The organism is Priestia sp. YIM B13489 (assembly GCF_042787645.1).
Classification (GTDB): domain Bacteria; phylum Bacillota; class Bacilli; order Bacillales; family Bacillaceae_H; genus Priestia; species Priestia megaterium.
This window is the reverse complement of record NZ_JBHZOQ010000053.1, coordinates 2,633,868-2,659,301: the sequence shown is the minus strand read 5'-3', so window position 1 is coordinate 2,659,301 and position 25,434 is coordinate 2,633,868. Positions and strand designations below refer to the sequence as shown.

Annotated in this window: 25 protein-coding genes and 2 riboswitches; of the genes, 5 read left to right on the top strand and 20 right to left on the bottom strand. The window is 39.4% G+C overall.

Translation table 11 applies throughout. The features are described 5' to 3' along the window. The 4 genes from thiM to ACFX4W_RS19325 all read right to left on the bottom strand — a co-directional run bounded on the left by thiM (nt 1) and on the right by ACFX4W_RS19325 (nt 3,879). A complete protein-coding gene (gene thiM, locus ACFX4W_RS19340; RefSeq protein WP_043982183.1) occupies nt 1-807 on the bottom strand; it encodes a hydroxyethylthiazole kinase in 807 nt (268 codons plus the stop codon). 76 nt (nt 808-883) lie between these two features. Next, a riboswitch (TPP riboswitch) is annotated at nt 884-992 on the bottom strand. Nucleotides 993-1,184: 192 nt separating this feature from the next. Then, entirely contained in the window at nt 1,185-2,402 is a 1,218-nt protein-coding gene (locus ACFX4W_RS19335) for an MFS transporter (protein WP_013056861.1), read from the bottom strand. Between the two features lie 96 nt (nt 2,403-2,498). Next, entirely contained in the window at nt 2,499-3,098 is a 600-nt protein-coding gene (locus ACFX4W_RS19330) for a TetR/AcrR family transcriptional regulator (RefSeq protein WP_043982181.1), read from the bottom strand. 316 nt (nt 3,099-3,414) lie between these two features. Beyond that, a complete protein-coding gene (locus tag ACFX4W_RS19325) occupies nt 3,415-3,879 on the bottom strand; it encodes a GNAT family N-acetyltransferase (protein WP_035335654.1) in 465 nt (154 codons plus the stop codon). Nucleotides 3,880-4,049: 170 nt separating this feature from the next. On the opposite strand from ACFX4W_RS19325, the gene ACFX4W_RS19320 reads away from it, so the two are divergent. Continuing rightward, nucleotides 4,050-4,556 carry a hypothetical protein gene (locus ACFX4W_RS19320; RefSeq protein WP_013082979.1) on the top strand — a complete coding sequence of 169 codons (507 nt, stop codon included), beginning with the start codon at nt 4,050-4,052 and terminating at the stop codon, nt 4,554-4,556. A 97-nt stretch (nt 4,557-4,653) separates the two neighbouring features. Here ACFX4W_RS19320 and ACFX4W_RS19315 read toward each other — a convergent pair whose 3' ends face one another. Further along, nucleotides 4,654-6,153: a UDP-N-acetylmuramoyl-L-alanyl-D-glutamate--2,6-diaminopimelate ligase gene (locus ACFX4W_RS19315; RefSeq protein ID WP_165575223.1), complete on the bottom strand. Its 1,500-nt coding sequence runs from the start codon at nt 6,151-6,153 to the stop codon at nt 4,654-4,656. A 462-nt stretch (nt 6,154-6,615) separates the two neighbouring features. On the opposite strand from ACFX4W_RS19315, the gene ACFX4W_RS19310 reads away from it, so the two are divergent. Continuing rightward, nucleotides 6,616-7,224 (top strand): DNA-3-methyladenine glycosylase, encoded by a 609-nt coding sequence (locus ACFX4W_RS19310; RefSeq protein WP_043982178.1) that lies wholly within the window; start codon nt 6,616-6,618, stop codon nt 7,222-7,224. Between the two features lie 68 nt (nt 7,225-7,292). Here ACFX4W_RS19310 and ACFX4W_RS19305 read toward each other — a convergent pair whose 3' ends face one another. The 5 genes from ACFX4W_RS19305 to ACFX4W_RS19285 form a co-directional block, all read right to left on the bottom strand. Further along, a complete protein-coding gene (locus ACFX4W_RS19305; protein ID WP_043982177.1) occupies nt 7,293-8,261 on the bottom strand; it encodes a sugar phosphate isomerase/epimerase family protein in 969 nt (322 codons plus the stop codon). A gap of 1 nt (nt 8,262) precedes the next feature. Continuing rightward, nucleotides 8,263-9,267 carry a Gfo/Idh/MocA family protein gene (locus ACFX4W_RS19300; protein WP_043982176.1) on the bottom strand — a complete coding sequence of 335 codons (1,005 nt, stop codon included), beginning with the start codon at nt 9,265-9,267 and terminating at the stop codon, nt 8,263-8,265. Nucleotides 9,268-9,279: 12 nt separating this feature from the next. Next, nucleotides 9,280-10,305 carry a Gfo/Idh/MocA family protein gene (locus ACFX4W_RS19295; protein ID WP_043982175.1) on the bottom strand — a complete coding sequence of 342 codons (1,026 nt, stop codon included), beginning with the start codon at nt 10,303-10,305 and terminating at the stop codon, nt 9,280-9,282. A 32-nt stretch (nt 10,306-10,337) separates the two neighbouring features. After that, nucleotides 10,338-11,063 carry a ThuA domain-containing protein gene (locus ACFX4W_RS19290; protein WP_028413517.1) on the bottom strand — a complete coding sequence of 242 codons (726 nt, stop codon included), beginning with the start codon at nt 11,061-11,063 and terminating at the stop codon, nt 10,338-10,340. 89 nt (nt 11,064-11,152) lie between these two features. Next, a complete protein-coding gene (locus ACFX4W_RS19285) occupies nt 11,153-12,184 on the bottom strand; it encodes a LacI family DNA-binding transcriptional regulator (protein WP_016763945.1) in 1,032 nt (343 codons plus the stop codon). 250 nt (nt 12,185-12,434) lie between these two features. Between ACFX4W_RS19285 and ACFX4W_RS19280 the strand changes: the two genes are divergently transcribed. Continuing rightward, nucleotides 12,435-13,010 carry a cell wall hydrolase gene (locus ACFX4W_RS19280; protein WP_043982174.1) on the top strand — a complete coding sequence of 192 codons (576 nt, stop codon included), beginning with the start codon at nt 12,435-12,437 and terminating at the stop codon, nt 13,008-13,010. Between the two features lie 30 nt (nt 13,011-13,040). Here the strand turns inward: ACFX4W_RS19280 and ACFX4W_RS19275 are convergent, their stop codons facing one another. From ACFX4W_RS19275 to ACFX4W_RS19265, 3 genes are all read right to left on the bottom strand, one after another. Further along, complete coding sequence (locus ACFX4W_RS19275) at nt 13,041-14,375, bottom strand: sodium-dependent transporter (protein WP_043982172.1); 1,335 nt, start codon at nt 14,373-14,375, stop codon at nt 13,041-13,043. A gap of 176 nt (nt 14,376-14,551) precedes the next feature. Beyond that, nucleotides 14,552-14,734 (bottom strand): hypothetical protein, encoded by a 183-nt coding sequence (locus ACFX4W_RS19270; RefSeq protein WP_013056847.1) that lies wholly within the window; start codon nt 14,732-14,734, stop codon nt 14,552-14,554. Between the two features lie 303 nt (nt 14,735-15,037). After that, entirely contained in the window at nt 15,038-15,784 is a 747-nt protein-coding gene (locus ACFX4W_RS19265; RefSeq protein ID WP_043982170.1) for a TspO/MBR family protein, read from the bottom strand. Nucleotides 15,785-16,010: 226 nt separating this feature from the next. After that, a riboswitch (TPP riboswitch) is annotated at nt 16,011-16,108 on the top strand. A gap of 95 nt (nt 16,109-16,203) precedes the next feature. Here ACFX4W_RS19265 and tenA point away from each other — a divergent pair. After that, nucleotides 16,204-16,893: a thiaminase II gene (gene tenA, locus ACFX4W_RS19260; RefSeq protein ID WP_013056845.1), complete on the top strand. Its 690-nt coding sequence runs from the start codon at nt 16,204-16,206 to the stop codon at nt 16,891-16,893. Between the two features lie 28 nt (nt 16,894-16,921). On the opposite strand, the gene ACFX4W_RS19255 is transcribed toward tenA, so the two are convergent. The 3 genes from ACFX4W_RS19255 to ACFX4W_RS19245 are packed head-to-tail and all read right to left on the bottom strand — an operon-like array spanning nt 16,922 to nt 19,430. Next, on the bottom strand, nt 16,922-18,322 hold the full coding sequence (locus ACFX4W_RS19255) for an aldehyde dehydrogenase (protein WP_280559541.1): 1,401 nt from the start codon (nt 18,320-18,322) through the stop codon (nt 16,922-16,924). Between the two features lie 13 nt (nt 18,323-18,335). After that, nucleotides 18,336-18,638, bottom strand: a complete 303-nt coding sequence (locus ACFX4W_RS19250) for an ArsR/SmtB family transcription factor (protein WP_025752152.1) — start codon at nt 18,636-18,638, stop codon at nt 18,336-18,338. Nucleotides 18,639-18,650: 12 nt separating this feature from the next. Further along, nucleotides 18,651-19,430 (bottom strand): SDR family NAD(P)-dependent oxidoreductase, encoded by a 780-nt coding sequence (locus ACFX4W_RS19245; protein ID WP_043982166.1) that lies wholly within the window; start codon nt 19,428-19,430, stop codon nt 18,651-18,653. Nucleotides 19,431-19,738: 308 nt separating this feature from the next. On the opposite strand from ACFX4W_RS19245, the gene ACFX4W_RS19240 reads away from it, so the two are divergent. Beyond that, nucleotides 19,739-20,971 (top strand): helix-turn-helix domain-containing protein, encoded by a 1,233-nt coding sequence (locus ACFX4W_RS19240; protein WP_043982164.1) that lies wholly within the window; start codon nt 19,739-19,741, stop codon nt 20,969-20,971. 74 nt (nt 20,972-21,045) lie between these two features. Here the strand turns inward: ACFX4W_RS19240 and ACFX4W_RS19235 are convergent, their stop codons facing one another. From ACFX4W_RS19235 to ACFX4W_RS19220, 4 genes are all read right to left on the bottom strand, one after another. Next, a complete protein-coding gene (locus ACFX4W_RS19235) occupies nt 21,046-22,533 on the bottom strand; it encodes a phytoene desaturase family protein (RefSeq protein WP_043982162.1) in 1,488 nt (495 codons plus the stop codon). A 116-nt stretch (nt 22,534-22,649) separates the two neighbouring features. Further along, nucleotides 22,650-23,240: a superoxide dismutase family protein gene (locus ACFX4W_RS19230; protein WP_025752148.1), complete on the bottom strand. Its 591-nt coding sequence runs from the start codon at nt 23,238-23,240 to the stop codon at nt 22,650-22,652. 188 nt (nt 23,241-23,428) lie between these two features. Next, nucleotides 23,429-23,914 carry a YusW family protein gene (locus ACFX4W_RS19225; RefSeq protein ID WP_013056838.1) on the bottom strand — a complete coding sequence of 162 codons (486 nt, stop codon included), beginning with the start codon at nt 23,912-23,914 and terminating at the stop codon, nt 23,429-23,431. Between the two features lie 116 nt (nt 23,915-24,030). Beyond that, complete coding sequence (locus ACFX4W_RS19220) at nt 24,031-25,413, bottom strand: aspartate kinase (protein WP_043982160.1); 1,383 nt, start codon at nt 25,411-25,413, stop codon at nt 24,031-24,033. Nucleotides 25,414-25,434: the final 21 nt, after the last annotated feature.

The following is a 25,434-nucleotide window of genomic DNA, read 5'->3' as shown; positions in this document are numbered from 1 at the left end:
TTAACGTTGATGTACTCTTGCATATGATTCAATATCCTGCCCAGATAAAAGATGAAGCTGATTTAACAGCTCAATTTGAAAGCTTCCCGGCCCTTCTTCACCTTTTTTCGCTGCGGCGATTTCACCTGCCACTCCGTAAAAACTTAAAGCAGCAACGCTTGCCTCGACATATTCTTTTTCTACAGCAGCGAAAGCTCCTATAATTGATGTTAGCAGACACCCAGTCCCCGTCACTTTCGTAAATAACGGGTGACCGTTGTCTACTGTATACGTTTTGTTTCCATCTGTGATTACATCTTGTTTACCCGTGATAACAATCACCGTATCTAATTTGTTCGCTGCTTTTTCAGCAAGTTCAATGACGTCTCCTTGCCCTTCTAATGAATCAACGCCTTTAATGAGCCATGACTCGCCTACGACATTCGCAACTTCAGCAGCGTTACCACGAATAACTGCCATATTTAATTCTTCTACAAGCTGACGTGCTACTTCTGTACGAAACGGTGTCGCTCCGGCTCCTACAGGATCGAAAATAACCGGCACGCCATTTTCATTTGCTGATTTTCCTGCTATTCTCATCGCTTCTACTTCTTGAGCCGTCAGTGTACCCATATTTAAGACAAGCGCTCCGGCGATTCGTGCCATGTCAGCCACTTCTTCCTTCGCATAAGCCATAACAGGTGAAGCTCCTAGTGCAAGCAGTCCATTTGCTGTAAAGTTGGTTACCACAACATTCGTAATATTATGAACAAGCGGACTTGTATCTCTTACTTTTTCTAATTGAGCTGAAATTTTACTAATATCCATGTTTTTTTCACTCTTTTCATTTAGTTTTAACACTGCAAAAAAAAGACAAAAAAGCACCTTGCATGCGCAAAGTGCTTTGGTATGTACTCACATTCCCTGCGCTGGCATTATCCAACAGGTTCAAATGGTCAACAGGCGTCCCTGTACTCTCAGCCTGCCCCGCGCAAGCTCCCATACTATTCTTGTTACGTTTAAAGTTTACTATTAACCTTTTTTATTTGCAACCATTTCACTGTTTTGCCGATAAAATAAAGCTTCTCTATAGGGTGAGTGGCGCTTTAAACCTTACACCATTCCTAAAAGAATAATCAATAGACCTCCAGTAAGCTACTCGAGGTCTTCAATTCCCTAAGAATTCTATCATTTTTTCCTTATGGTTATTTCTCTTGAACCGCTTGATTTCTCACAGCTGTTTTTCTGTCCTTCCCTGCTCTTAAAGATAAAAGAAAACAAAGCAGCAGTACAAGTGCAGCTGATACGTACGGATAATTAATGTTTATATCAAAAAGAAAGCCTGCTACAACGGGTCCAATAATATTCCCAAGACTTGTATAAGCAGAATTTAGTCCGGCTACATACCCTTGGTCGTCTTGTGCCATCATCGACATTTGCGTGCTGATTGCCGGACGTAAAATATCTGTTGCTAAAAAGACGATGAATGTCACAACAATAATAAGCCAGTACGTGTGCACAAACAGCGTAAGTAAAATAAAAAGTCCCGTCATCATCAAGCAAAACGAAATCACTCTTTTTTCACCAAACTTATTTAAAATCCAGCCAAAAATCGTAACCTGCACTACGGCCCCCGCAATAGAGCCAAACGTAATAACAAACGCAATATCTTTGGGCGTAAAGCTAAATTTATGATCAACAAATAGCGAAAAAATCGTTTCATAATTGGATAATCCAAACGATGTCACAAAAACAATAATTAAACTTAGAAAATAAGGTTCTTTATAGGAATTCATAAGCTGGAGTAGCAGCCGATCTTCTTTTGGATTCTCATTGTTTGAAACAGCATGATTTTGTACAGGACGAGACTCTGGCAAAACAAAAAGCGTAATCACTGCAGCCAAGCCTCCTGCTACTGCGGCCATATAAAATGGTACACGCATGCCGTATTCAGCTAAAAAGCCGCCGATACCAGGTCCAATAATAAATCCTGTTGTAATCGCCGCCGTCACATAGCCCATTCCTTTAGCACGTTCTTTAGCAGACGTCACGTCCGCTGTATAGGCCATAACAGCAGGCATAATGAGCGCGGCCCCGACACCGCCTAACATTCTCGATACAAATAATAAAAGAGGTGTACTCACTGAACCAAAGAACCATTCAGACAAGGCAAAAACAATCATTCCCGCTACAATAATTTTCTTTCTCCCTAACGAATCTGATAACCGACCCGCTAAAGGTGAAAACAAAAATTGAGTCAGTGAAAACACCGCTACTAAGAGGCCCATCACGCTGCCGTTGATATGAAGCTCCGTCATATATGTTGGCATAATTGGAATAACGAGACCGATTCCTGTAAAAATAATAAAAATGTTTAGCATGAGCAGCAAAATCGCCGCTCGATTTCTTAACAATAATGACATATAAACCTCCTGATTACAAAAATACTGAACGTTCGGTCTATAAAAATACAAAATAATGAGGGATTACTCATTACCGCAATAAGCATCCCCGATTATTTAAGAAGACCTTGCTATAATTCCATTTAAAAATACATCGATTGCTGAATGGTATAGCTGCAGGGCATTTTCCATGTTCGTTTTTCGAGACATGCGGCTCATTCCAACAAACAGCCCTTCTAAAATCACTGCAAGCTGTTCTGCATTTTTAGGAGAAAACTCTCCTTCATCAATGCCTTTTTGCAAAAGCTCCCGGTTAAACTCCACGTGTCGTTTCACCATCTCATCAATTCGCTCTTCGATGTCGCTGCCCTTTTCCTCGTTGTTAAAAAACTCATCGGCAGCTTTCGTAAGAGGATGATTTAAATCATCTAAAATGATTTGCTCCGCAATTCCAAAAAGCTTATCTCTTGTTGTTTTGTAAAGAGACTCTCTTTCTTTCCAGTTTCGTTCCCACTCGAGATCCCATTCGTCTATTAAATAGAGAAAAAGCCCTTCTTTACTTTTAAAGTGATAATAAATATTCCCTTTACTGCTTCCCGTAGCTTCTACAATTTCCTCAACAGATGTAGCTTTATAGCCTTTTTGAGAAAACAATGCTTTAGCGGCATCTGCCACTTTTCTTTTGGTTTGTTCACTTTGAAGCTTTTTTTTATTCAAGCTATTTCCACCGCCCCGCACATTTATTATTTATACTGAACATTCGTTTTGTATTATCTGACACCTATACTACATAGGAAAATCCTTTTTGTCTAGTGAAAAAACCTAGTTTATACCTTTTTATATGAATTATGACAAAACAAAAAACAAAGAGGTTGAGACATAACTAAATCAACCGCTAGAAGCCACTACATATATGAAACCTACGTTCACCATCACCATAAAAAATCCGAACGAGTTGGATTCTTCATCAAGAATCTTGATTCATCGTTCGGATCTTCTTTGACTAAAATACTTTTGTTACAGCCTCTTTTAATCAATCATTCAATTTCTTTGTCATAAATACACTGTATGGATCTTCTTTGTAGGTAGAAAACGGTTCGCACTCGTAAAATCCAAAACTGGCGTACAGCTTTCTAGCCGGTTCAAAAGCAGACGCGGATCCTGTTTCTAAGCTTAAGCGTCGGTACCCTCGTTTTTGCGCTTCATTTATTATGTACTGCAGCAGCTCTCTAGCAATTCCTTTTCGCAAATGAGCTGCGGCTGTTCGCATCGATTTAATTTCTCCGTGGTGCTCATCTAACTCTTTTATAGCCCCGCATCCTGCTAGCTGGCTGTCTTCCCACACGCTCCAAAACGTAATATCACGGTGTTTTAAGCTTTCAACATTTAGAGCATGAATACTTTCAGGGGGTGAATGTAAGTTCATTCCTTGAAGGTGAGAACTTACTAGTTCAATAACTTCATTGTTCGTTAAGTGGTCTCTTTTTATTTTAATCATTTTCTCTTCCTTCCTGCTACTAAGGGGTGGTCAACTACAAACCGACTTATGAATAAATTCACTGCCGACCTTTAAAAATCCTTTTATACACTCCCTTCTTTTTCTCCAGTTATTAAAACCGACTTTGCCAAGCAGATATTTCATACATTGTTAAACGGAGGTGAAATTCGTTGAAGAAGGTTTTATTTTGTCTTGTCCCTCTTTTGTTTTTATTATCCGCCTGCTTTAGTGATCCTGTTCAAGATGATTTAATCGACTATAACAACCAAGATTTAAAAAAAGCCGCTCAGCTTGAAAAAGAAGCGATTGACGCATACGATTCTGTTACAGGCGCTAACTACACAAGTGACGCAGTGATGTATGATACGATGACGAGTGAAGTCATTCCTACTTATCGTAAATTTGTTGACGAACTGGAAAACATCGATGTAGAAACCGACGATCTTCGAAAGGTTCATGAAGGCTATATAAAGGCTGCCAATACCCAGTATAACGCTTTCATTAAAATTGTCAGCGCTTTAGAAAAGCAGGACCGCAACCTTATTGCTGAGGCAAATGCTATGCTTGATGAGGCACGAAAAGGCATACGCGATTACAATGCAGCTATTAAAAAGCTGGCTAAAGAACATGATGTAAAAATTGAAGAACCAAAAACACAGCGAGAAAACAGCCTATAGTTTTGATGCAAAAAGAAGGTCTCTAAAAATAGTAAGAGACCTTCTTTCGTATGCTGTTTCAATTTCTCCACGTTCGTGCGATAAATGAAGAAGAGTATTAAGAAATATTGCTTAACGATGCATAATAAGAGGCAATAATCTCTTCATCTGAATGCGGAATTTCGTTGCCTTTTACAAGCTGAGCGCCGTTAATACAGCCGCTTGTAAGTAAAATAATGTCATTCGGCTTTCCTAAAGAAAGCGACTTTAATACTCCTTCTGTTCGAGTAGGGGCACGGTGAATATTACTTGCGCTTGGATTTGAAAAGCCTGTCATTACTTGATCTACAATTACGTTCGGATCATGATGACCTGGATGATCAACAGTTACGACAATTTCATCAGCTTTTCCTTCAATGACACGCGCCATTTTAGGCATTTTATTAAAATCTCGAATGCCAATGCCTGCAATCATGACAATTAGCTGGTTATACTCCATCTTTTTTACTTCTTCTATTAGACGCGTAAGGGCAACAGGCGTATGGGCATAGTCTAAAATCACTTTTTGGTTATTAGGACCTTCTATCACTTGAAAGCGCCCTTCTGGACTTTCCAATTGAGGAAGCACGCTAATAATATCCTCAATGTGGTATTCAAAGTGAAGAGCTGTACCAATGGCTGCTAGCACGTTAGCAATGTTGTAATCGCCATATACAGGCACTGCTACTTTGTATGACTGTCCTTTATACAGCAAATCAAAGAAAGAGCCCCCTTCTTTGACAGTAATATTTTTTGCTTGCAGAGTGGCCTCCGCATTATTTAATAAGCTATACGTGACTTTAGGTCCTTTAAATAGCCTGCTTAAGTCTTTACCCATGTCCTGATCATCTATATTAATAACGGCATGTTTTGCCTGCTGAAATAATTTCATCTTGCACTTTTTATAGTGTTCAAACGTTTTATGATACTCTAAATGCTCTTCTGAAAGATTTGTGTGAATGGCTACATCAAAATAAATATTTTCTACTCGCTGCTGATCAATCGCAATTGAAGATACTTCCATCACTGCCGCTTCATCGCCTCTTGTATACAAATCATAAAAAATTTTATGCAAGTCTATCGATTCAGGTGTTGTAGGCGTACTTTTTTTATAAACTAACTTCTTCTTTGATGACCAAATGCCGGTCGTGCCAATCGATCCTGTCGGCAATTTTAAAAGAGTTAAAAGCGACCTTACGTAAGCTGCTACGGTTGTTTTACCATTTGTACCTGTAACGCCAATTGTCTCAATCTTTTCATCCGTATAATCAAAATACATTTTAGAAAAAGACGCCATTACTTTGCGAACGTCGTCAACAGCTAAAAACGTACAGTGAGAATACTGAGTGCTTAAAAGACGCAGCTCCTCAATGCTTGTCCCAAAGACTGCTACGGCTCCTCTAGCTATAGCTTCTTTAATATATTGATGTCCATCTTCATTTTCACCTTTTATACTAAAAAATACTGATCCGTCGTGAACCTGCTTTGAATGATATGTCAGATGGTTGATCGTTTGAGATGCAGGCCCAAAAATATGTTTAATTGATAAGTTCATTAATGTATCAAAGTGGATGTTCATAGCTATTCCTCACAGTGTATAAATTTTATTTTTAATATGTTCTAAAATCCCTTAAATACTCTTTGAAGGATATTTTTTCCTTATTTCCATTTATAAAGAACTTTCTACAATTCAATCTTTTTATTTTGCTTTCATGTGTAGAACGAAAATAAAGAAAAGACGGATCACTAATTTTTAAAACTAAAAGCATGTAAAATATGGATGAACTGTGTATATCATACCAGCAGCAAATGCGAAGTATTGTAGTAAAATATTCCCCCTATACGTGCAAAACGAAACCATTCTTTAAAATAAAATAATTTCATAGAGTAAGTTGAATCATGATAAATACTTGAACGTGGAGTAAGAAAGATTACTGTATTAATCAGTGCCTTTCTTTGCAAAATAACAAAGAAAACATCATAATAAAACATGCGCATAACAGCGTGAATGACTCTGTTTTGAAAGGATGGACTACAGCAAATGACGCGTTCTCTTTTAGCGATTGAACCACTTCCTCTTTTATTTTATCAACAGCCTACACTTGAATTAGCTCAGTCGCTGTTAGGATGTCTTCTTGTTCACGAAACGGCAGAAGGAACTGCATCTGGTTTTATTGTAGAAACTGAGGCTTATAAAGGGCCTTTCGACCGAGCAGCTCATAGCTTTAATAACCGGCGCACAAAAAGAACGGAGGTAATGTTCGGTCCTCCTGGTCATGCCTATACGCATACAATGCATACACATTGTTTACTCAATGTTGTAAGCAGCGACATCAATTGTCCAGAAGGCGTCCTCATTCGAGCTATTGAGCCATTTAGCGGAAAAAATTTGATGAAAAATAGACGTCGAGGGATGGAAAACGAAACAAATTGGACAAACGGTCCTGGGAAACTAACAAAAGCACTAGGGGTTTCAATGGATTTGTACGGTCATGATTTAACCAGCCCTCCTCTTTATATTGCTCGTGGCTTCACTCCTTCAGAGATTTCCGCCGGACCTCGCGTTGGCATTGATAATTCTGGTGAAGCGAAGGATTACCCTTGGCGCTTTTGGGTTGCCAATCACCCGTTTGTATCGAAATTCAGGTGAACAAAAGGCGAATTGATTTATTAACAAAAATAAAAGAAGCACCTCTTTTTAGAGGTGCTTCTTTTTGCTTACGCCCACCACATTTGTGAGGGAGTTTCTTCAATTAATACACTTTGTAAGTTTGTAACCGCGCGTTTAAATCCTTCTTCGATCGACATGATTGGATCTTCATGCTCAATGCTGACTACATAATCGTATCCGTATGTGCGAAGTGCACTCATCATATCAGACCACTCTTTTACATCATGTCCGCACCCTACGGATCTAAACGTCCATGCACGCGTTTGGACTTCTCCGTATGGCTGCATATCCGTCAGGCCATACATATTAATATTATCCTGGTCCAAGTACGTATCCTTTGCATGGAAATGATGAATCGCATTTTCTTTTGCTAAAATTTTAATAGCTCCTACCGGATCAATTCCTTGCCACCATAAATGACTTGGATCAAGGTTAGCGCCAATCGCTGGACTTGTTTTTTCGCGAAGCTTTAGGAGCGTATGCGGAGTATGAACTAAAAATCCGCCGTGAAGTTCTAAACCAATTTTCACGTTATGCTCCTCCGCTAGTTCTCCAATTTCTTTCCAATAAGGAACAAGCTTATTTTCCCACTGCCAATTCAATACGTCTCCATACTCGTTAGGCCAGGGAGTAACAGGCCAGTTTGGGTACTTCGCTTCTTCGTGATCTCCTGCTGTTCCAGAGAAGCAGTTAACCACTGGAACACCTACTAGTGATGCTAGTTGGATGGTCTTGCGAAGCGTTTCGTCAGATTCTTTTGCAAAACTTGCCTCAGGTGAAATAGGATTGCCGTGGCAGCTAAATGCGCTGATTGTAAGTCCGCGGTCTTTTATCTGCTTCATATAGACTTCTCTTTTTTCTTCATCTTCAAGCAGCTCATCTAGCGGACAATGGCTGTTTCCCGGATAGCCGCCCGTTCCGATTTCAACAGCATGAAGACCTGCTGCTTTTACTTTATCTAGCATCTCTTCAAAAGAAAGATCCGCAAATAAGACCGTAAATACTCCAAGTTTCATTTTAATTTCCCCCTGTGCGATATATTTCGTCAATAATAGCTGAGACTTGAAGCGCTTCTTGTGGCTTTACCACTAATTCAGCATTTCCTTTACACGCTTCAACGAAATTTTTAGCCTGACTCAGGCTGTAATCATCTTCTCCATCTATCCAAGGTGACGTACTGTTCATGAGCATACCGTTTTTAGACGTGTATAGTTCAAACGGAAACACGCTTAAACCGCCATCTACCCCTGATATGCTTACGTGCTCTTCATCATCTGCGATATTAGCAGCCCAAGAAGTTTCTAAAAGAAGCGACGCTCCATTTTCAAATTTAATATAGGCCGTTACATGATCATCCACGCTGAATGTTTCATGATCAAATGCTCCCCATTGATTTAATTGGTTAGGCGTTTTACTCAGGTCATTATATGTACTTCCCAGCACTTCAGTATGCTTTGGGTTTCCCATCAGCCAAAGCGTTAAATCAAGCAAATGGCAGCCGTAATCAATTAAGCTGCCTCCTCCTTGAAGATCTTTGTTCGTAAATACCCCCCAACCGGGAACCTTTCGGCGACGCATTGCTCTGACACGTGCAACTAATGGGCGCCCTACCTCTGTCATCATTTTTTTCGCTGCCTGCGCTTCTTTCATGAATCGGTAATGATACGCAATCGCTAACTGCTTACCTGATTCTCTAGCAGCAGCAAGCATTTCTTCACCTTGCTCTTTAGACATCGCCATTGGCTTTTCACATATGACGTGAACGCCTGCTTTTAGCGCTTCTACTGCAAACTCGGCGTGAAATTTATTCGGTGTACAAATACATACAGCATCCACTTCTTTAAACATATCTTTGTAATCAACAAATACGTGAGGAATATTATGCTCATTGGCTACCTCTGTGGCTCTTTCACTATTAATATCGCTAAGCCCCCAAATCACACATTCATCACCCAGTTGTTTGAATGCTGGGATATGCCTGCTTACAGCAATCCCTCCTGCTCCGATTATGCCAATTCTCACGTTTTTCACCTCTTACACGCGCGTAATTTGTTTCGTTTGACTTGATTTTAAAGCTGCTAAAATAACAGCAAGTGATTTTAATCCTTCTTCACCAGGAACAGGAGATTCTTTATCTTCTGCAACTGCATCTACAAATTGTTCAATGACGTGAGAATTACTTTGTCCGCCTTCATCGTTCGACTGGATTTTTCCTAATTCATAGTTCACCACTTCACCCGTTGCATATTGTGCAACTAATGAATACGTCGGATCGTCCTCTAAACGAAGAATCCCTTTCTCTCCGTAAACAATCGTGGAGTTATCTTCTTTTCCATTGTAAGCCCAGCTTGCCGCAAGCGTCCCGATAATCCCGCTTTGCGTTTTTAATACGCATACAGCATTGTCGTCTACATTTGCAAAGTCTTTTGCATTGCTTTCTACAAATGCACCGACTTCTACAATTTCTTCATTCAATATGTAGCGGAGCATATCGGTTTTGTGAACGCCTAAATCCCCCATAGCCCCAATAAACGCTTCGTCTTTTTTGAAGAACCAGCTGTCTTTTCCGTCCACGCTCCAACCTTCAGGACCGCCGTGGCCAAATGCCGTGCGGAAACTGTAAATTTTACCGATTTCCCCTTTTTCAATAAGTTCACGAGCTTTTTGATGAGAAGCTACAAAGCGCTGATTATGTCCGATCATTAGTTTTTTACCGTTTGTTTTTGCTGCTTCAATCATTGCTTTCGCTTCTTCTTCTGATGTTGCCATCGGCTTTTCACACAGGACATGAACTCCGCTGTTTAACGCTGCAACCGAAATAGGCGCATGAAGATAGTTGGGCGTACATACGCTCACTGCTTCCACTGTACCGCTTGCTAAAAGTTCTTCGTAGTTTGTGTAAGCTTTTACACCGTACTGCTGCGCTACGCTGTTTGCACGTTCTGTGTTTATATCGCAAACGGCTACTAATTCTACTTGTTCATTCATCTTATATTCTGGTAAGTGACGGTGTTGCGCAATGCTTCCGCACCCAATAACGCCAATTTTTACTTTTGCCATCTTTCCTATCCCCTTTGCTTAAGCATTATTAATTAGTTTTTAACAGCGATTGATTCAAGCGGTTGCGCATTGCCGTAAACAGGACGTTTTCTCTCTGCTGGCTTCGCCCATTTAATAGCATTCATAATGACACGCTGAATGTCTTTGTTATGGTATGTTGGATATGTTTCATGTCCAGGTCTGAAATAAAATACTTTTCCGTTTCCGCGTTTGTACGTGCAGCCGCTTCTGAAAATTTCTCCGCCTTCAAACCAGCTCGTGAAAATCAGTTCATCAGGTGCTGGAATATCAAAGTGCTCTCCATACATTTCTTCGCGCTCAAGCTCGATAAATTCACCAATACCTTCCACAATCGGATGGCTCGGTTCTACTACCCACAAGCGCTCTTTTTCATCTGCTTCACGCCATTTTAAGTCGCAGCTTGTGCCCATTAACGTTTTAAAAATTTTAGAAAAGTGACCTGAGTGCAAGACAATAAGCCCCATACCGTCTAGCACGCGCTGCTTTACTTTCTCAACGATGTCATCTTTCACTTCGTCATGTGCTAAATGACCCCACCATACTAAAACATCCGTTTGATTTAATACTTCTTCAGTCAACCCGTGTTCTACTTCGTCTAATGTTGCAGTGTGTGTACGAAACCCTCCTTCTTCTAAAAAAGAAGCGATGGCACCGTGAATGCCTTCAGAGTAAATTTCTCTTACAACCGGATTTTTCTGTTCATGACGATTTTCATTCCATACTGTAACATTAATCATTTTCATATCCCCTTTTTTTGTGAATGCTAACTTATATCCCCTTTTTTCATAAATGCTAAACTTTGGTTAACCGGTTAACTTACTGCGGTTCACCCGCGCTTAGCAGTCGAATCTCGAATAATAAGTTCAACCGATAATTTCACATGCTGCAGCGTGCTGAAACGGTGTTCAATTGCTTGAATAACCGACGTCGCAGCTACGACTCCTTTGTTAAATACATCTTGACGAATGGTTGTTAGACTGGGAGATGCATAGCTACTAAACGTTATGTCATCAAACCCTACGATTGAGTAGTCCTGCGGAATTTTTTTCCCCTTTTCTTGCAGTGCTTTCATAATTCCAAGCGCCAGCGTATCAGAGGAAGCAAAAACCGCCCGAATATCCTTATGATCTTTCAGCAGCTTGTTCCCTAAATTGTAACCGTTATCAAACGAACTTTCGTTCACTTCAAAAACAAACGTCTTTGATGGCGTAATGCCCGCTTCTTTTAATGCTTTCTCGTAGCCTATATACCTCTTTTTATCCACTGGACTATTGACGAGGTGATGAGCAACAAAGGCAATTTCTTTGTGCCCCAAATTCACTAAATGTGTTGTAGCTAGATATCCTCCATACTCATCGTCTACAGAAATATGATGATAATCACGTTCGTACCTTTCATATGTATCTACTAGCACAATCGGATTCGATAACGCTTTCATTTTCTCATACAATCGATGCGGGAAGGCTCCTAAAAACAGAAGACCATCAATATTTCTCGTTCGAATCCATTTTAGACAATCAGCTGGGCTACTCGCTCCAGATATGACTAGATCATAACCATGCTTACGGATTACATATTCAATTCCACTAATCATTTCACTGTAATAATGGTTATCTTTAAATATAGTAGAAAGTGAATCATCTGTAAGCGGGAACATAACGCCAATCATATTTGATTTTTGTTTCGAAAGACTAACGGCGGTTAAATTTGGTTCGTAGTTTAATTCTTTTACCGCTGTTAAAATTCGCTCTTTTGTTTCATCGGATACTTTGTTAATTCCGTTTAAGACGTAAGATACTGAAGCTGCAGATACCCCTGCATGCTTCGCTACATCACGAATCGTTATCTTTTCTCCCATAAAATCTCTCCAGTTAAACGGTTAACTATTTACTCGTTCATTATAATTCACTCCTTTATTATCAGTCAACGTATTTTTCAAATTATCTGTTAACTATTATAATATCTTCCTAGATTGGTATGTTTTAAGCAGTGACAAGATGTATTGACACCTGTTAATCTTTGAAACGTACATATAAAGTTCGGTGCACAGCACGCACCGATCCGTGATAAAAGGGGCGTTCAAAAGGATTTCAGGAGGTACTTACTTTATGTTTAAGAAACTAGCAATTATTGGAGCACTGGCAGTTCCTATGTTCGGCATGAGTCACGGGGCAAATGCCGCTGAAACAACTCATCGCGTAAAAGCCGGAGAGACTCTTTACAAGATTGGCACTGAATACGGCGTTACGGTTAAACAGTTAAAAGAAGCGAATCACAAATCTACGGACTCTATTAATGCAAATGAAACACTAACAATCCCTAACTCTATTAGCGAAAGTGATAAAGAATTGTTAGCTCGCCTTGTACAAGCTGAAGCAAAAGGCGAACCTTACGCTGGCAAAGTGGCTGTAGCAACAGTCGTCTTAAATCGCGTGGATAGCGATTCTTTCCCAAACTCTATTCATGATGTCATTTATCAAGGTACACAGTTTACACCTGTACAAAACGGTGAAATTAATAAAGCAGCTGATGCTGAAGCAAAAAAAGCTGTAAATGAAGCACTAGCTTTTAGAGGTCAAGGAAAAGGTTCATTATTCTTCTTTAATCCAGATAAAACAAGCGACCAATGGCTTCGTCAAAAACAGGTTACGATCACAATCGGAAATCACGTGTTTGCAAAATAAACAAAAAAAGCACTCAGATGAGTGCTTTTTTTAATATGCAACAAGTAAGCTTAATAAAACAGCTATAATAATAATAGGCAATACGTATTTAACTAGAAAGAACCATGCGTTGAATAATTTAGCGCCTTTTGTACTTCCTGAAATAAACTCTTCGTACACGGCTTCTTTTTTCATTTTAAATGCCACAAAAATCGCAATGGCTAAACTTCCCAGAGGCAGCATTAAGTTGCTCACAAAAAAGTCAGCTACATCAAATATACTTCTGCCAAAAAGTGAGACATGTTTTAGTACACCAAACGAAAGCGCTGATGGGATACCTACCACAAACACAAGAATCCCTGATAAAGAAGCGTAGCGAGTTCGTTTTGTCTGATCGTCTTTGGTTAAAGCAGCTACGATAATTTCCAGCAGTGAGAAAGCAGACGTAAGCGTAGCAAATAGAAATAAAATTAAAAACAGTGCTAAAAAGACGGTACCAAACGGCATTTTCTCAAATACTGTTGGCAAGACCACAAACAAAAGTCCAGGTCCTTCAGTTGGCTTTAATCCAAATGAAAAAACGGCTGGGAAAATAGCCAAACCCGCCAGCAGCGAAACAAACAAGTTCAAAATAGCAATAGTCCCAGCTGAACGCGTCAAGCTTACTTTTTTCCCTAAATAAGAGCTATATGTCACCATGCAAGATAATCCCACGCAAAGCGAGAAAAACGACTGACCGAGCGCATAGAGAACAGATGACCCTGTAATGGCTGAAAAATCCGGTTTCAAAAAGAACTTTACTCCGTCCATTGCTCCGTCTAATGTTAAAGAACGCACCACGATAATGATAAAACAAATAAATAACAGCGGCATCATGTATTTATTAGCACGCTCTATTCCTTTTTGTACGCCTTTTGAAATAACAAACACTGTAATTAATAAAAACAGCGCCTGTGCACCTAATACTACATAAGGTTGGCTAATGACGGCATTGAACAACGGACCGTACTCTTTTCCGCTTAGCATACCGGTTACGCTCATAATCGTATATAAAATCACCCAGCCGCCAACGACGCTGTAAAAGGAAAGCAAAACGACACAGCTTAGTACTCCCAGCCTGCCAATCCATACCCAAGCGGATTTTGGAGCAATTGCCTTATAAGCACTAATCGCTTCTTTCCCCGTATGTCTTCCAATGATAAATTCTGCCAACAGAAGCGGCAATCCAATAAAAATCGTAAATAAAATAAACAACGCAAAAAACGCTCCACCGCCACTGGTTCCCGTTACGTATGGAAACTTCCATATCGCTCCTAGACCAATTGCTGCCCCAGCAGATGCTAAAATAAAACCGAGGCGTGAAGACCACTGATTTCCTTTACTCATATAATGTTACTCTCTCCTCTTCTAAACTCAAAACTCACCTGATTAGTACTGTACCATAAATGCAGAAGAAAATCATTCCCGTTTTACTTTTTTCTATAAAACGATATCTATATAGAATAGAAAAAATGAAGAAGCAGCTGCTTCTTCATTTTAAGGTTGGTGTTTCTATTCAAAATTTATTCTCTGTACGAGGATTCATCTCCACGGTAGGCTTCTTGATTTGAAATTTCTTCAATATGCATATGCCCTTCTCTCTCTAAACGAAGGACCGTACGCTCTGCATCTTCATAACTCTCGCACGTCACTTGTTTATATTCCATATCATCTTTATCCGTGTAAGCGACTAAATATGTTTCCATTTTAACTCCTCCTAATATAACCTGTATGTAACGTATGTTGCCTTTTTCGTTTATTTCTAAACATATAGGCTCCAAACATAAAGCCTAGCATACTATAATAGCGGAACTTCAATTTAAAAAAGTTGAATTTTTCATTATGCACCGATGCAACATGGAGGTTACACTTATGACATTTATTTTATCATTCGTACCAATTGTTGTTCCTTTTGGTATTTTAATTAGCTTAATTGCTTTTACAGCTGCTTTTTTACAATCAAAAGAGCATCATAAAAAGCTCTAGCTTACAAAAGCTAGAGCTTCTTTTTAAAAACGTCTATAGCGTTTAATCAATCCCACAATAATGGCAATTGCTAATAAAACAACTGAAATGATGACAGTAATGACAATTGGCTGATTTCCACTTTGCTTCACTGCAATGGCAATATAAGCCCAAATAAAAACAAGCGGATAAACAGCGTCTCGGTTTTTTAATGTAAACATGATGCCCAGCACAGCTCCTACCAGCAGCATAATAATCGTCCATGCTAACTCGTTTAAGCCAAGCAAGTGCTGTATTCCATTTGCTTGAAATACGACAAACACATTGACAATAGTCGCAACAGAAATCCATCCAAGATAAAGCGAAATCGGCAGACGCATAAACCATGTCGTCATTCGAGAATGCTGAATAATGGAATACACAATCATTAATGTGCCTAGAATAAAGAGCATAACTAAAAGAGATAACTTATAGTAATCGTTTTGGAAAATAAAGATCCACGCACTATTTAACAAACAGTTTAGAAAAAACCAAATGCCGATACGTGCATATATTTCCTTTTGATCTTCTCTTGCAAAAAATTGGCGTATAACCCAAATGGTTAATAATAAATAAATAACGCCCCAGATAGCAAAAGCATAACCCGCTGGTGTAAACAACGTAGGAACTTGCGCAGAAGCTTCTCCCGTTGTTTTGCCTCCTATTGGAATGGCATTTGCTAAATAATTCACAAGCAGTGTAATAGCCAAGCCTACTGTATTTAATACAGCATACAAACGAAATTTCGCCATTTTGTTCTCTCCTTTCTTCTATTTATATGGGAGTGTTTCGGAGACGAAAACGGCTCTTCCCTTCATTAATACCTCTTCTTCCCTAAAAATATGCATTTTTAAACAAAAATGATTAAAAATAGCTTTAAGAAATTTCCTCTTTAAGAAAGAAAAGCGGTTAGCACACAATTTCCCATAACGCTTTCTATTTTTCAGAATATATGGTAAGTTAAACTTAGATTAATAGGAAGTCCACTAGGGGTGCCACCGGCTGAGACAAGTTTTCTTGATCCCTTTGAACCTGATCTGGCTCATACCAGCGTAGGAAAGTGGCAATGTTCAGTTTTTTACTGTCCTTTGCCACTCCGTTTATAAACGGAGTGTTTTTTATTTCCTTTATGTGCTTGTTTGTGACTTCCTCATATTAAAGGAGGATTTTGATGTCATTTTCATCTCAATTAAGACAAGAAGCAAACTATATTTACGAAGCCATTTTTAACCATCCTTTTATTAAAGGAATTGCTGAAGGAAACGTGCCAAAAGAAGCGCTTATTCACTACGTTTCTCAAGATTACGAATACTTAACAGCATTTGTTCGCATTTACGGCGCTGCTTTAACAAAATGCCGCACGCGTACCGAAATGGAAGCCTTTAATGCCGGCATTTCTACGGTATTACATAGTGAAGTACACCCTCACAATAATTTTTGTGAAGTAGCAGGCGTACGTTATGAAGACCTTCACACTGAGACGCTTTCACCGACGGCCAGCCACTACATTAACCATATGACAAGTGTTGCGCATACAGGCAGCTTAGCAGAAATCATTGCAGTGCTTCTTCCATGTCCATGGACGTACGTTGAAATTGGCCAGCGCATTACAGAACAAGTAAATCCATCTCCTTCTCATCCTTTTTATGAATGGATTCAGTTTTATAATAATGAAGAAATGAATGGCACAACACAATGGTTTTGTAACAAGCTTGATGAACTCGCCGAACAAGCTACTGAAGAAGAACGTAACCGTATGAAAGATCACTTCATCAAAAGCTGTGAACTGGAGTATTTATTTTGGGAAATGGCATATACCCAAGAAAAATGGCCGCTTTCTCAGCTTTCACTTTCAAAATAACGAAAAAGCCTCCTATCAGGAGGCTCTTTTATTTCAATAGTTTTTTGATCATTTTCAAGCTTTGTTTTTCCGAAGGATAGCGGAATGACAAATCAAACTTGGTTGTTTGAGACAGCATGCTTTTAAAATGAGTGAATGTCTGAAAGCTGTCTTTTCCATGATATTGACCCGTGCCGCTTTCTCCCACTCCGCCAAACGGCAAATATGGCGTAGCGATATGCATAAGCGTATCGTTTATACAGCCTCCTCCAAATGAAAGGCGCTCCGTTATCACGTTTTGCACATCTTCACTTTCTGTAAATAAGTAAAGAGCTAACGGCTTAGCTTTTTCTTGAACTTTATGAATGACTTCGTCTAGTGTTTCATATTCAAGCATAGGAAGAATAGGCCCAAAGATTTCTTCTTGCATAACATCTGATGTCCAGCTTACTTCACTTAACACCGTAGGTTCTATTGTTAGCGTGTTTTTATTGTACCCGCCTCCAACTATAGCATTTCCGTCTTTTAAAAACTCAACTAGCCGAGTAAAATGACGCTCACTGACAATACGGCCGTAGCGGTCGCTTTCAAGTGGATTACTACCGTAAAATTGAGAAATTGCTTCGCGAAGTTTCTCTACAAGCTGCGCTTTCACTTTTTGATGCACGAGCAAATAATCAGGAGCAACGCACGTTTGGCCTGCATTCATCCCTTTACCAAACATAATTCGCTTCGCTGCAAGATCTAGGTTTGCGTCTTCATGTACAATGCACGGACTTTTTCCGCCTAGCTCAAGCGTGACTGGAATAAGCTGCTTCCCTGCTTCTTGCATAATAATTTTCCCTACATTTACACTTCCCGTAAAGAAAATATAATCAAGCGGCTGTTTTAAAAGGAGGCTCGTCGTGTCTACAGCGCCTTCAATCACCGTCACAAATGCTGGGTCAAAAGCTTCAGCCAGTAATTCTTGTATAACGCGAGATACGCTAGGCGTTAATTCAGAAGGTTTTATAATCGCCGTGTTTCCAGCGGCAATCGCTCCTACTAAAGGAGACAATGCTAATTGAAACGGATAGTTCCACGGAGCAATAATTAACGCGACTCCATACGGTTCAGGAACAATTTTCCCTTTAGAGCCCACATGTGTTAAAGCGGTTTTTACTTTTTTAGGCTTCATCCATTTTGCTAAATGCTTAAGCGTAAACCGAATCTCCTCTAGTAAAATCCCAATTTCCGACGTGTACGCCTCTACTTCAGATTTATTTAAATCTTGTTTTAAAGCATCCATAATTCTCTGCTCGTTTTGTTTGACTGCGTCTCTTAGCTTATTCAGCGCTTGAATACGGCTGCTGATACTCTTTGTCTTTTGCGCATAGAAATACTGCTTTTGTGTAGAAACAATATGTTCAATGACCGTTTCATCTGTGATATAAAATCGCTCGTGGTTCATCTCTTTCATCTCCCTATAAACATTCGCTTTCAACTGTAGCAAGCAAGTTTTTTAATAGCTCGACTGCCTCATTTAAAGCTAATGAATAATATCTCTGCGTTCCTTTTTGCTCAATTTGCACAAGCTTTTGATCGCGTAGAATTTTTAAATGATGAGAAATTGCCGGTCGTGATAGCGTAGACTCATTTGCAATTTCATTTACGGTTAAAGGCTCTTTTTCCGCGAGCAGCAAAATAATATCTTGTCTTGCTGAATCACTTAGCGCCTGAAAAATAGGAATGCTGGCACGAAATAACTCGACTGCTTTTTGACTCATATAGATTCTCCTTTATTTAATTTCTTGTGTTCTGCGGACAACGGATGTAAGCCACTTTCTTGGCACGAAGCGCGGGATGAACGTAGCGAGACGAAACTGTACTCCTGGTACGATAACCGTCTGCCCTTTCATAAATTTTTTATAGCCAACTTTCGTTACTGTTTCTACATCCATTGCACCGCTTTGAAAAAGCTTGGAGTTACTTAGCTGGGCTCGGTCGCTAAAACCCGTTTTAGTTGGACCCGGGCATAGAGCACTTACCGTTACATTGGTACCTTTTAATTCATTTTCAAGGGCCTCTGTGAAAGATAATACGTACGCTTTCGTTGCGTAATATACCGTCATAAGTGGACCTGGCATAAATGCAGCAACAGATGCAATGTTTAAAATTTTCCCGCGATTTCTTTTGACCATATCCGGTAAAAATAATTTTGTTAAATGAGTTAATGCTCGAATATTTAAATCAATCATGTTTAACTCTTCATCTAAAGCTGTTTCAATAAATTTGCCGTATAGTCCAAAACCAGCATTGTTCACTAAATAGTCAACGTGCATTTTTTTATTTTTAAGTTCTTCATATAATGACTGTATCTCTTCTTCTCTTGATAAATCCTTAACAACCGTTATGACTTCAATATTATAAGTAGATTTTAAATTCTCTCCAATAGCGGCTAGTTTATCAGCGCTTCTGGCAACTAAAATTACAGGATGCCCATCCTTTGCGAATTGATAAGCTAATTCTTTACCTATTCCTCCCGACGCACCGGTGATGAGCGCATAATGCTGTGACATAGTGTTCACTCCTTATGTTTATATGTTCAAGAACTTAAACATTTAAACTTATCTTATAGGACTCATTTTTTCCCGTCAACTGTTTTCTATACTCTTCTTTTCTTTTGTGTTTTCCATTTTTTCCATTTACGCATTTCTGTACATTTTTTTACAAAATATGCGTTTTCTTTACATAGAAGGCTAATGTCGTCTAGTTTTGACAACCTTTGTCACCTAGCAGGAAAACAAGTGAAGATATGGTGAATACAACATACAACAAATAATCCATTACATAGTTGGATGAAAATAGATAAGGGAGGAAATGAAAAATGATGGAGTCATATACAATTAAAAAAGTAAGTGATCAATTAGAGGTAGAAAAGAAAACGCTAAAACAATGGGAAAAATTATTGGGCAGCTATTTAACAATTGAACGAGTAGATGGAGCCCGTGTCTATACAGAGGAACAAATTGAATTATTTAATGATATTAAACAGCTGTTTGATGAACAATGTACGTTAGATGAAGTCAAAGAATACGTTCAGCTGCTGATAAAAGAACAAGAAGCACAGGAGCATTTAGTGATGGAATCAGAGGCAGCGGTTTCAAAAGAAGAAGAACCGGCACAGTTGAAAACTGCTAAAAAAGAAAACGTCATTGATTTTCAAGAACATTCCAATAAACAAATGAAGCAAGAAAAGAAAAAAGCTGCTGAAAAGCAGGAAAGCATTTCAGAAAATAAGCAGGAGAAGACCCCTCCTATACCTGAAGCACGATTAGCTACTAAAGAAGAAAAGCAGGCTATTTCTGCTTCTATTGAAGAGCCAAAACCAAACGACCTTGTTGTGAATGAAAAAGAACTGCTTCAAGGGGAATTAGTAGAAGCTGTTCGCCGCTATGAAGATGTGTTTGAGGTACTTGATACATTTAAAGCTGATTTGTTAAAAGAAATGCGAGAAGGTATGCGAAATGAAGTTCGCGAAGAAATTGTCGGAGAAGTAAAAAGAGAGCTTGAAAAAAGTGCTACCCAAACTGTAGAAATGGTGGAGTCGGTCGGGGCATACATCTCTGAGTCTTCAGAACGCAGTGCAAGAGATGTAGAAAATATGTCTAAAAAAATTATCCGTTCTAACGAAAAATCGTTTGATGAAGTCACTTCTTTGATTGAAGATTATTCAACAATTGCTGAAGAGAAAACCGAGGATATGCGCCTGTTCATGAAAGATGTCATGGAGAATGCGGATGAATCCTCTAAAGAAATGCAGTATTTATTAGACCGATTCTCCAGTAATTCCACCGTTGCGATGAATCAAGTAAAATTTATGGTTGAAAAATTAAACAATTCTTCAACTAATACGACAGAAGAGCTTCGTGATTTAATTGATTCAATGAATGAGGAACGAGTCTATTATTTAAAAGAAATGGAGAAAGAACGTAAGCTTCATCGTCAGAGCGTAGCTGAACGCGAAGAGATGTTTAGTGATTTTGTCCAAACCTTTAGACAAACCGCCGCTGCTGATATGAAGCGAAAACGGAAGTGGTGGAAGCTGTTCCTCTCCTGAAAACACCGGCCCTATGGTAATAGGGCCGGTGTTTTTTAATGGTATGAACAATAGTAGTTTGTATGTAAAAAATGTTAAGGTAACGTATGGCGATGAGACGTTATACTTTGAAACACATGATAGCCGCTTACCGATACGCCTATAGTTCCCGCTCCCGGAAACACTGTATCTCCGCATAACCATAGTCCTTGTAAGCCAGATCGATGCGAAATGCTCTTGAACAAGGCATGATCTAACGTTTGCGGAAAGCCTCCCACTCCCCCGTTTGGGCGAGAAGTGAACCTTTCCCATGCTTTAGGAGCTCCCGAAATTTGATGCTCTGCTTTTCCAATGCCAGGGATAATGGTTTTAATGCCTGCTACCATTTTTTTCTCAAGAACTTGTTTTTGAAGGTCATAGGCTTCTTTGTTGCTCCACTTGCTAAGATCAATGTGAGTAGACACTGTAATTGTACGCTTGCCTTCAGGGGCTCGAAAACGATCATCAGGATGAGAGACTGAGATAAATAAATGATTTCCTTCTGTCATTTCCCCTTGTTCGGATTGAAGTACTTGCTGAAACAACTCTACATTTTGCGGCAGATCTCTTTCATCAATCGCAAAATACATCGAAAACGTTCCCCACTGCGGAAGCTCGCTTTTTTCTTTTGCCCGCTTATGAATATGTTGGTAATCTTCATCATGCAGTAAAGACTTTAAGCTTTGAACCGGCGCGTTGCATACAACGTCTGATGCACGGTAACGGTTACCTCTATGATCATGCACGATCCACCCGTCATTATCACGCTCTATCTTTACTACTTTCCTTCCTAGAGTCGTTTTTCCTCCGCTGGCTTTAATCGATTTTTGCAGCGCTTCTGCGACTTTGTATAAGCCGCCATTCACATAAAAAGCTCCTTCGTGATAAATATCTAACGCCAAACACCCAATAAGCATTGAACAGTTCTCGCTCGTTGTCTGCATGCTGTCTATTAATTGACCATCAACAAAATGAAGAAAGTCCGCTTCGTCTAGCAAGCTGTGTTTTTTTAGTAAATAACTAAACGATTGATGAAAATAAGGCAACAGCTTCACAGAACCAACATTCAACGAACTTACTAGCCTGCTCCACTCACCGACTGTCAGAGGAGGAAGAACCGGCAGAGGCTGCATGAGCTTGCGAATTTCTTTTGCAATTCTAAAAACATTTTCATAAAAGCTCCTAATATTTTTTGCTTTATGAGGAAATTGTTTTTGAAGATAGGAAATATGCTGATGCCGGTCTTGATAATAAATCAGTGTACGATGAGGAAGATGGACTTTCATGATTTTTTCAAGAGAAACCTTTTCAACTTCTAGGCTAAGGTACGTGCCGATTCGCTCATGTATCCCTCCGTGCTCAAATCCCATTCCAAGCGTCGCCCCAACAGGAAACGTATACAAATGGCGCTGAAATTTCCCTGCACAGCCTCCCCATTCTCGAGAAGCTTCTAAAACCGTCACTTCATAATCATGTTTAGCTAAAAGCGCTCCCGCTGTTAACCCACCTATTCCTCCGCCTATTACAACAACTTGCTTATGCATGTTTTCACCTTCTTTCGTTCTTTCTTTTATTGTGCAAAAAAAAGAAGCTTACCGCAATTTAGAAGCGGCTCGTTACTGAAATAAAAAAGCCGTGAATGATCTCACAGCTTTTTGGCTTATTTTGTAATCACTCCACAAACAATCCGATCTCCTGAGTTTCCTGAAGGATCCGTTGTGTAATCGTCGACTTTATCATGTATCACTAATGCCGATCCATCCATATCCAAAAGAGAATTCGGCTTTCCTTCTTGCAGCGTGACAAGAGAAGCAAAAATTTCTGTATCTACTTTGCCATTTGGAGCAACTTCTAGATTGGGCAAATCACCTGCATGCGGGCCTTTTGTATTTTTAAAGCCGTGTTCACGTTTAAAAGGATTAAAATGGGCACCCGCTGTTTTAAAATCCGGCACCTCACATTTTCCTATTTCATGAATATGAAATCCATGTCTTCCCGGTGAAAGACCTTGAGCAGTTAATTTAATGTGCACGCCGTTCTTTGCTTCTGACAGGGTAGCCTCTCCTACTTTTTTGCCCGATGTATTTGTTAAATCCACTTTAACAGGTTCTACCGATACTTCGCTTGTTTCTTTCGCTTCCTCTGTTTTCAGGTGGTTTTCATGAGCGTTATTTTGCTCTTTTACCATGCTGCATGCTCCTAACAATAACAGAACAAAGACTACGCATCCGTTCATTATCAACTTTTGCATCCGTGATTCCTCCTTTTTCTTATTTATCACCATCCTTTCACTATTTTCCTTTTTTTAGACATCAAAAATAAGATTGAGACATACGTTCACCTTACCAATGAAAAAATCCGAACGAGTTGGATTCTTAATGAAGAACCTCAATTCATCGTTCGGATTTTCCTTCAACTAAAATACTTTGTTTTAACGTCTTACTTCTGTTTAAAGTTGTATTCTTTTTCCGTTCCGTTTGAAAAACGAACTTCTAATTCAAACGACTGAAAATCTTTTTTTAGACCAAACGCATCGATTACTTCCTTTTTTACATCTTCATCGGGCGTGCGCTGATCAAAATTTAACTTTTTAAATTTTGAAGATAATTTATTAAAAGCTTTGTCTCCGTTCAAGTGCTCATCGTTAATATTATCATCCACTTTGGCTTCTATCTCATCATTTTCATTTTCGTAGTCGGCTTCATAATCATTGTTGAGCCCCTTATAGTCTACTTCTAAATCAAATTTTGAAAAGTTAAAAGATGTGTTTTCGCTTTGATTATCATAGCTCATCGGCGTTCCGCCATTCGTCACGCCTTGTTTATTTTGAGCTTCTTTTGCCGGTGCTGCATCATCATTGTGGCATGCTGAAAGTACGCTAATACCTATAAGGGAAAAGAATATGAAAAAGGGTCGTTTCTTCACTGTATTTCCTCCTTTGACTTCACTCTTCCTTCCCTTTATGTCCACAAATCTGATTTTTATACGCCTTCACTAGAAAACCCCGCTCTCTAAAAAGAAAGCGGGGTTTTTCGTCTTGTTTATTTTACATTCGAATAAGAAATACTGTACATGCTGTTAAAATACGTATTGTAAAGAGCTTGAACAGCACGGTCTAAAGCATCTGCTTTCACACCAAACATCATGCTCACCTCAGAAGAACCTTGGTTGATCATTTCAAGATTCACTTCAGCACGAGCAAAAGCTTCTGTAGCTTTTGCAGCAATTCCTACTGTGCTATTCATTCCTTCTCCTACTACCATAACCATAGCAAGATCACGTTCAATAAAGATTTCATCCACTTCAAGTTCTTTTTCAATTCGAGTAAATACACGCTTTTCCACATCTGGCGTAAGCTGATGCTCGCGCATGATGACAGAGATATTATCAATTCCTGAAGGGGTATGCTCGTATGAAATACCTTCATCCTCTAAAATTTCAAGCAATCTTCTGCCAAAACCAATTTCACGGTTTAATAAGTATTTGCTCACGTGGATGTTGCAAAAACCTTTATCCCCAGCGATTCCAACTACCGGCGTATCGCCGTGAGGACGCTCAGCTACAATGAATGTACCCTTTGCTTCAGGATTATTTGTATTCTTTACACATACAGGAATGCCTAGTTTATAAACCGGCTCTAGCGCTTCATCATGGAAGACAGAAAAACCTGCATAGGATAGTTCACGCATTTCTCTGTATGTTACTTCTTTCATTTCATGAGGCTTTTCCACAAGTCTTGGATCTACGCTATAAATAGCATCTACGTCGGTAAAGTTCTCATACAAATCAGCTTTTACTCCCGCTGCTACAATTGAGCCTGTGATATCTGACCCACCGCGCGAGAACGTAACCATGTTTCCTTCTTCAGAGTAGCCAAAGAATCCTGGAATCACCAAAATGCCCGAACGCTCTCTTAGCTGCGGTAATTTTTCATAAGACAGTGGAAGCACTCTTGCTCTTCCGGGTTCATCAGAAACAAAAATACCTGCTTCTTTTGGATTTACATAATGAGCTTCAAAACCTAAATGGTTTAAATAAGCAGCCATTACCTTTGCGTTATTATCTTCTCCACTTGCTTTTAGGCAGTCTAATAAGCGAAATGGATCGTTTTTATGTAAATCAATAAGTGATTGTAAATTCGTAATAATGTCAGTAATAATCGTTTCTGGCATAGACAAGTCCACAACGATTTCACGATAGCGATCAATTACTTGCCCAAACTCATCGACGTAATCTTCTCCAAGCTGTATTTTGGCAGAAAGTGCGATTAGCAAATCTGTCATTTTTGTATCTTCTCCGTATCGCTTGCCCGGAGCTGATACAACCACCAGCTTTCTCTCTTTATCAGACGTTACAATATGCGCAACCTGTTTAAATTTCTCTGCGCTTGCAACTGAACTCCCGCCAAACTTCGCAACCTTCATGTTTGAGACACTTCCTTACTT

What these genes read in the sequence shown, in the direction of transcription:
- thiM (WP_043982183.1), bottom strand. Translation starts at nt 807, where the DNA reads ATGGATATTAGTAAAATTTCAGCTCAATTAGAAAAAGTAAGAGATACA.
- ACFX4W_RS19335 (WP_013056861.1), bottom strand. Translation starts at nt 2,402, where the DNA reads ATGTCATTATTGTTAAGAAATCGAGCGGCGATTTTGCTGCTCATGCTA.
- ACFX4W_RS19325 (WP_035335654.1), bottom strand. Translation starts at nt 3,879, where the DNA reads ATGATTAAAATAAAAAGAGACCACTTAACGAACAATGAAGTTATTGAA.
- ACFX4W_RS19315 (WP_165575223.1), bottom strand. Translation starts at nt 6,153, where the DNA reads ATGAACATCCACTTTGATACATTAATGAACTTATCAATTAAACATATT.
- ACFX4W_RS19310 (WP_043982178.1), top strand. Translation starts at nt 6,616, where the DNA reads ATGACGCGTTCTCTTTTAGCGATTGAACCACTTCCTCTTTTATTTTAT.
- ACFX4W_RS19305 (WP_043982177.1), bottom strand. Translation starts at nt 8,261, where the DNA reads ATGAAACTTGGAGTATTTACGGTCTTATTTGCGGATCTTTCTTTTGAA.
- ACFX4W_RS19295 (WP_043982175.1), bottom strand. Translation starts at nt 10,305, where the DNA reads ATGGCAAAAGTAAAAATTGGCGTTATTGGGTGCGGAAGCATTGCGCAA.
- ACFX4W_RS19290 (WP_028413517.1), bottom strand. Translation starts at nt 11,063, where the DNA reads ATGATTAATGTTACAGTATGGAATGAAAATCGTCATGAACAGAAAAAT.
- ACFX4W_RS19285 (WP_016763945.1), bottom strand. Translation starts at nt 12,184, where the DNA reads ATGGGAGAAAAGATAACGATTCGTGATGTAGCGAAGCATGCAGGGGTA.
- ACFX4W_RS19280 (WP_043982174.1), top strand. Translation starts at nt 12,435, where the DNA reads ATGTTTAAGAAACTAGCAATTATTGGAGCACTGGCAGTTCCTATGTTC.
- ACFX4W_RS19275 (WP_043982172.1), bottom strand. Translation starts at nt 14,375, where the DNA reads ATGAGTAAAGGAAATCAGTGGTCTTCACGCCTCGGTTTTATTTTAGCA.
- ACFX4W_RS19270 (WP_013056847.1), bottom strand. Translation starts at nt 14,734, where the DNA reads ATGGAAACATATTTAGTCGCTTACACGGATAAAGATGATATGGAATAT.
- ACFX4W_RS19265 (WP_043982170.1), bottom strand. Translation starts at nt 15,784, where the DNA reads ATGGCGAAATTTCGTTTGTATGCTGTATTAAATACAGTAGGCTTGGCT.
- tenA (WP_013056845.1), top strand. Translation starts at nt 16,204, where the DNA reads ATGTCATTTTCATCTCAATTAAGACAAGAAGCAAACTATATTTACGAA.
- ACFX4W_RS19255 (WP_280559541.1), bottom strand. Translation starts at nt 18,322, where the DNA reads ATGAACCACGAGCGATTTTATATCACAGATGAAACGGTCATTGAACAT.
- ACFX4W_RS19250 (WP_025752152.1), bottom strand. Translation starts at nt 18,638, where the DNA reads ATGAGTCAAAAAGCAGTCGAGTTATTTCGTGCCAGCATTCCTATTTTT.
- ACFX4W_RS19245 (WP_043982166.1), bottom strand. Translation starts at nt 19,430, where the DNA reads ATGTCACAGCATTATGCGCTCATCACCGGTGCGTCGGGAGGAATAGGT.
- ACFX4W_RS19240 (WP_043982164.1), top strand. Translation starts at nt 19,739, where the DNA reads ATGATGGAGTCATATACAATTAAAAAAGTAAGTGATCAATTAGAGGTA.
- ACFX4W_RS19235 (WP_043982162.1), bottom strand. Translation starts at nt 22,533, where the DNA reads ATGCATAAGCAAGTTGTTGTAATAGGCGGAGGAATAGGTGGGTTAACA.
- ACFX4W_RS19230 (WP_025752148.1), bottom strand. Translation starts at nt 23,240, where the DNA reads ATGCAAAAGTTGATAATGAACGGATGCGTAGTCTTTGTTCTGTTATTG.
- ACFX4W_RS19220 (WP_043982160.1), bottom strand. Translation starts at nt 25,413, where the DNA reads ATGAAGGTTGCGAAGTTTGGCGGGAGTTCAGTTGCAAGCGCAGAGAAA.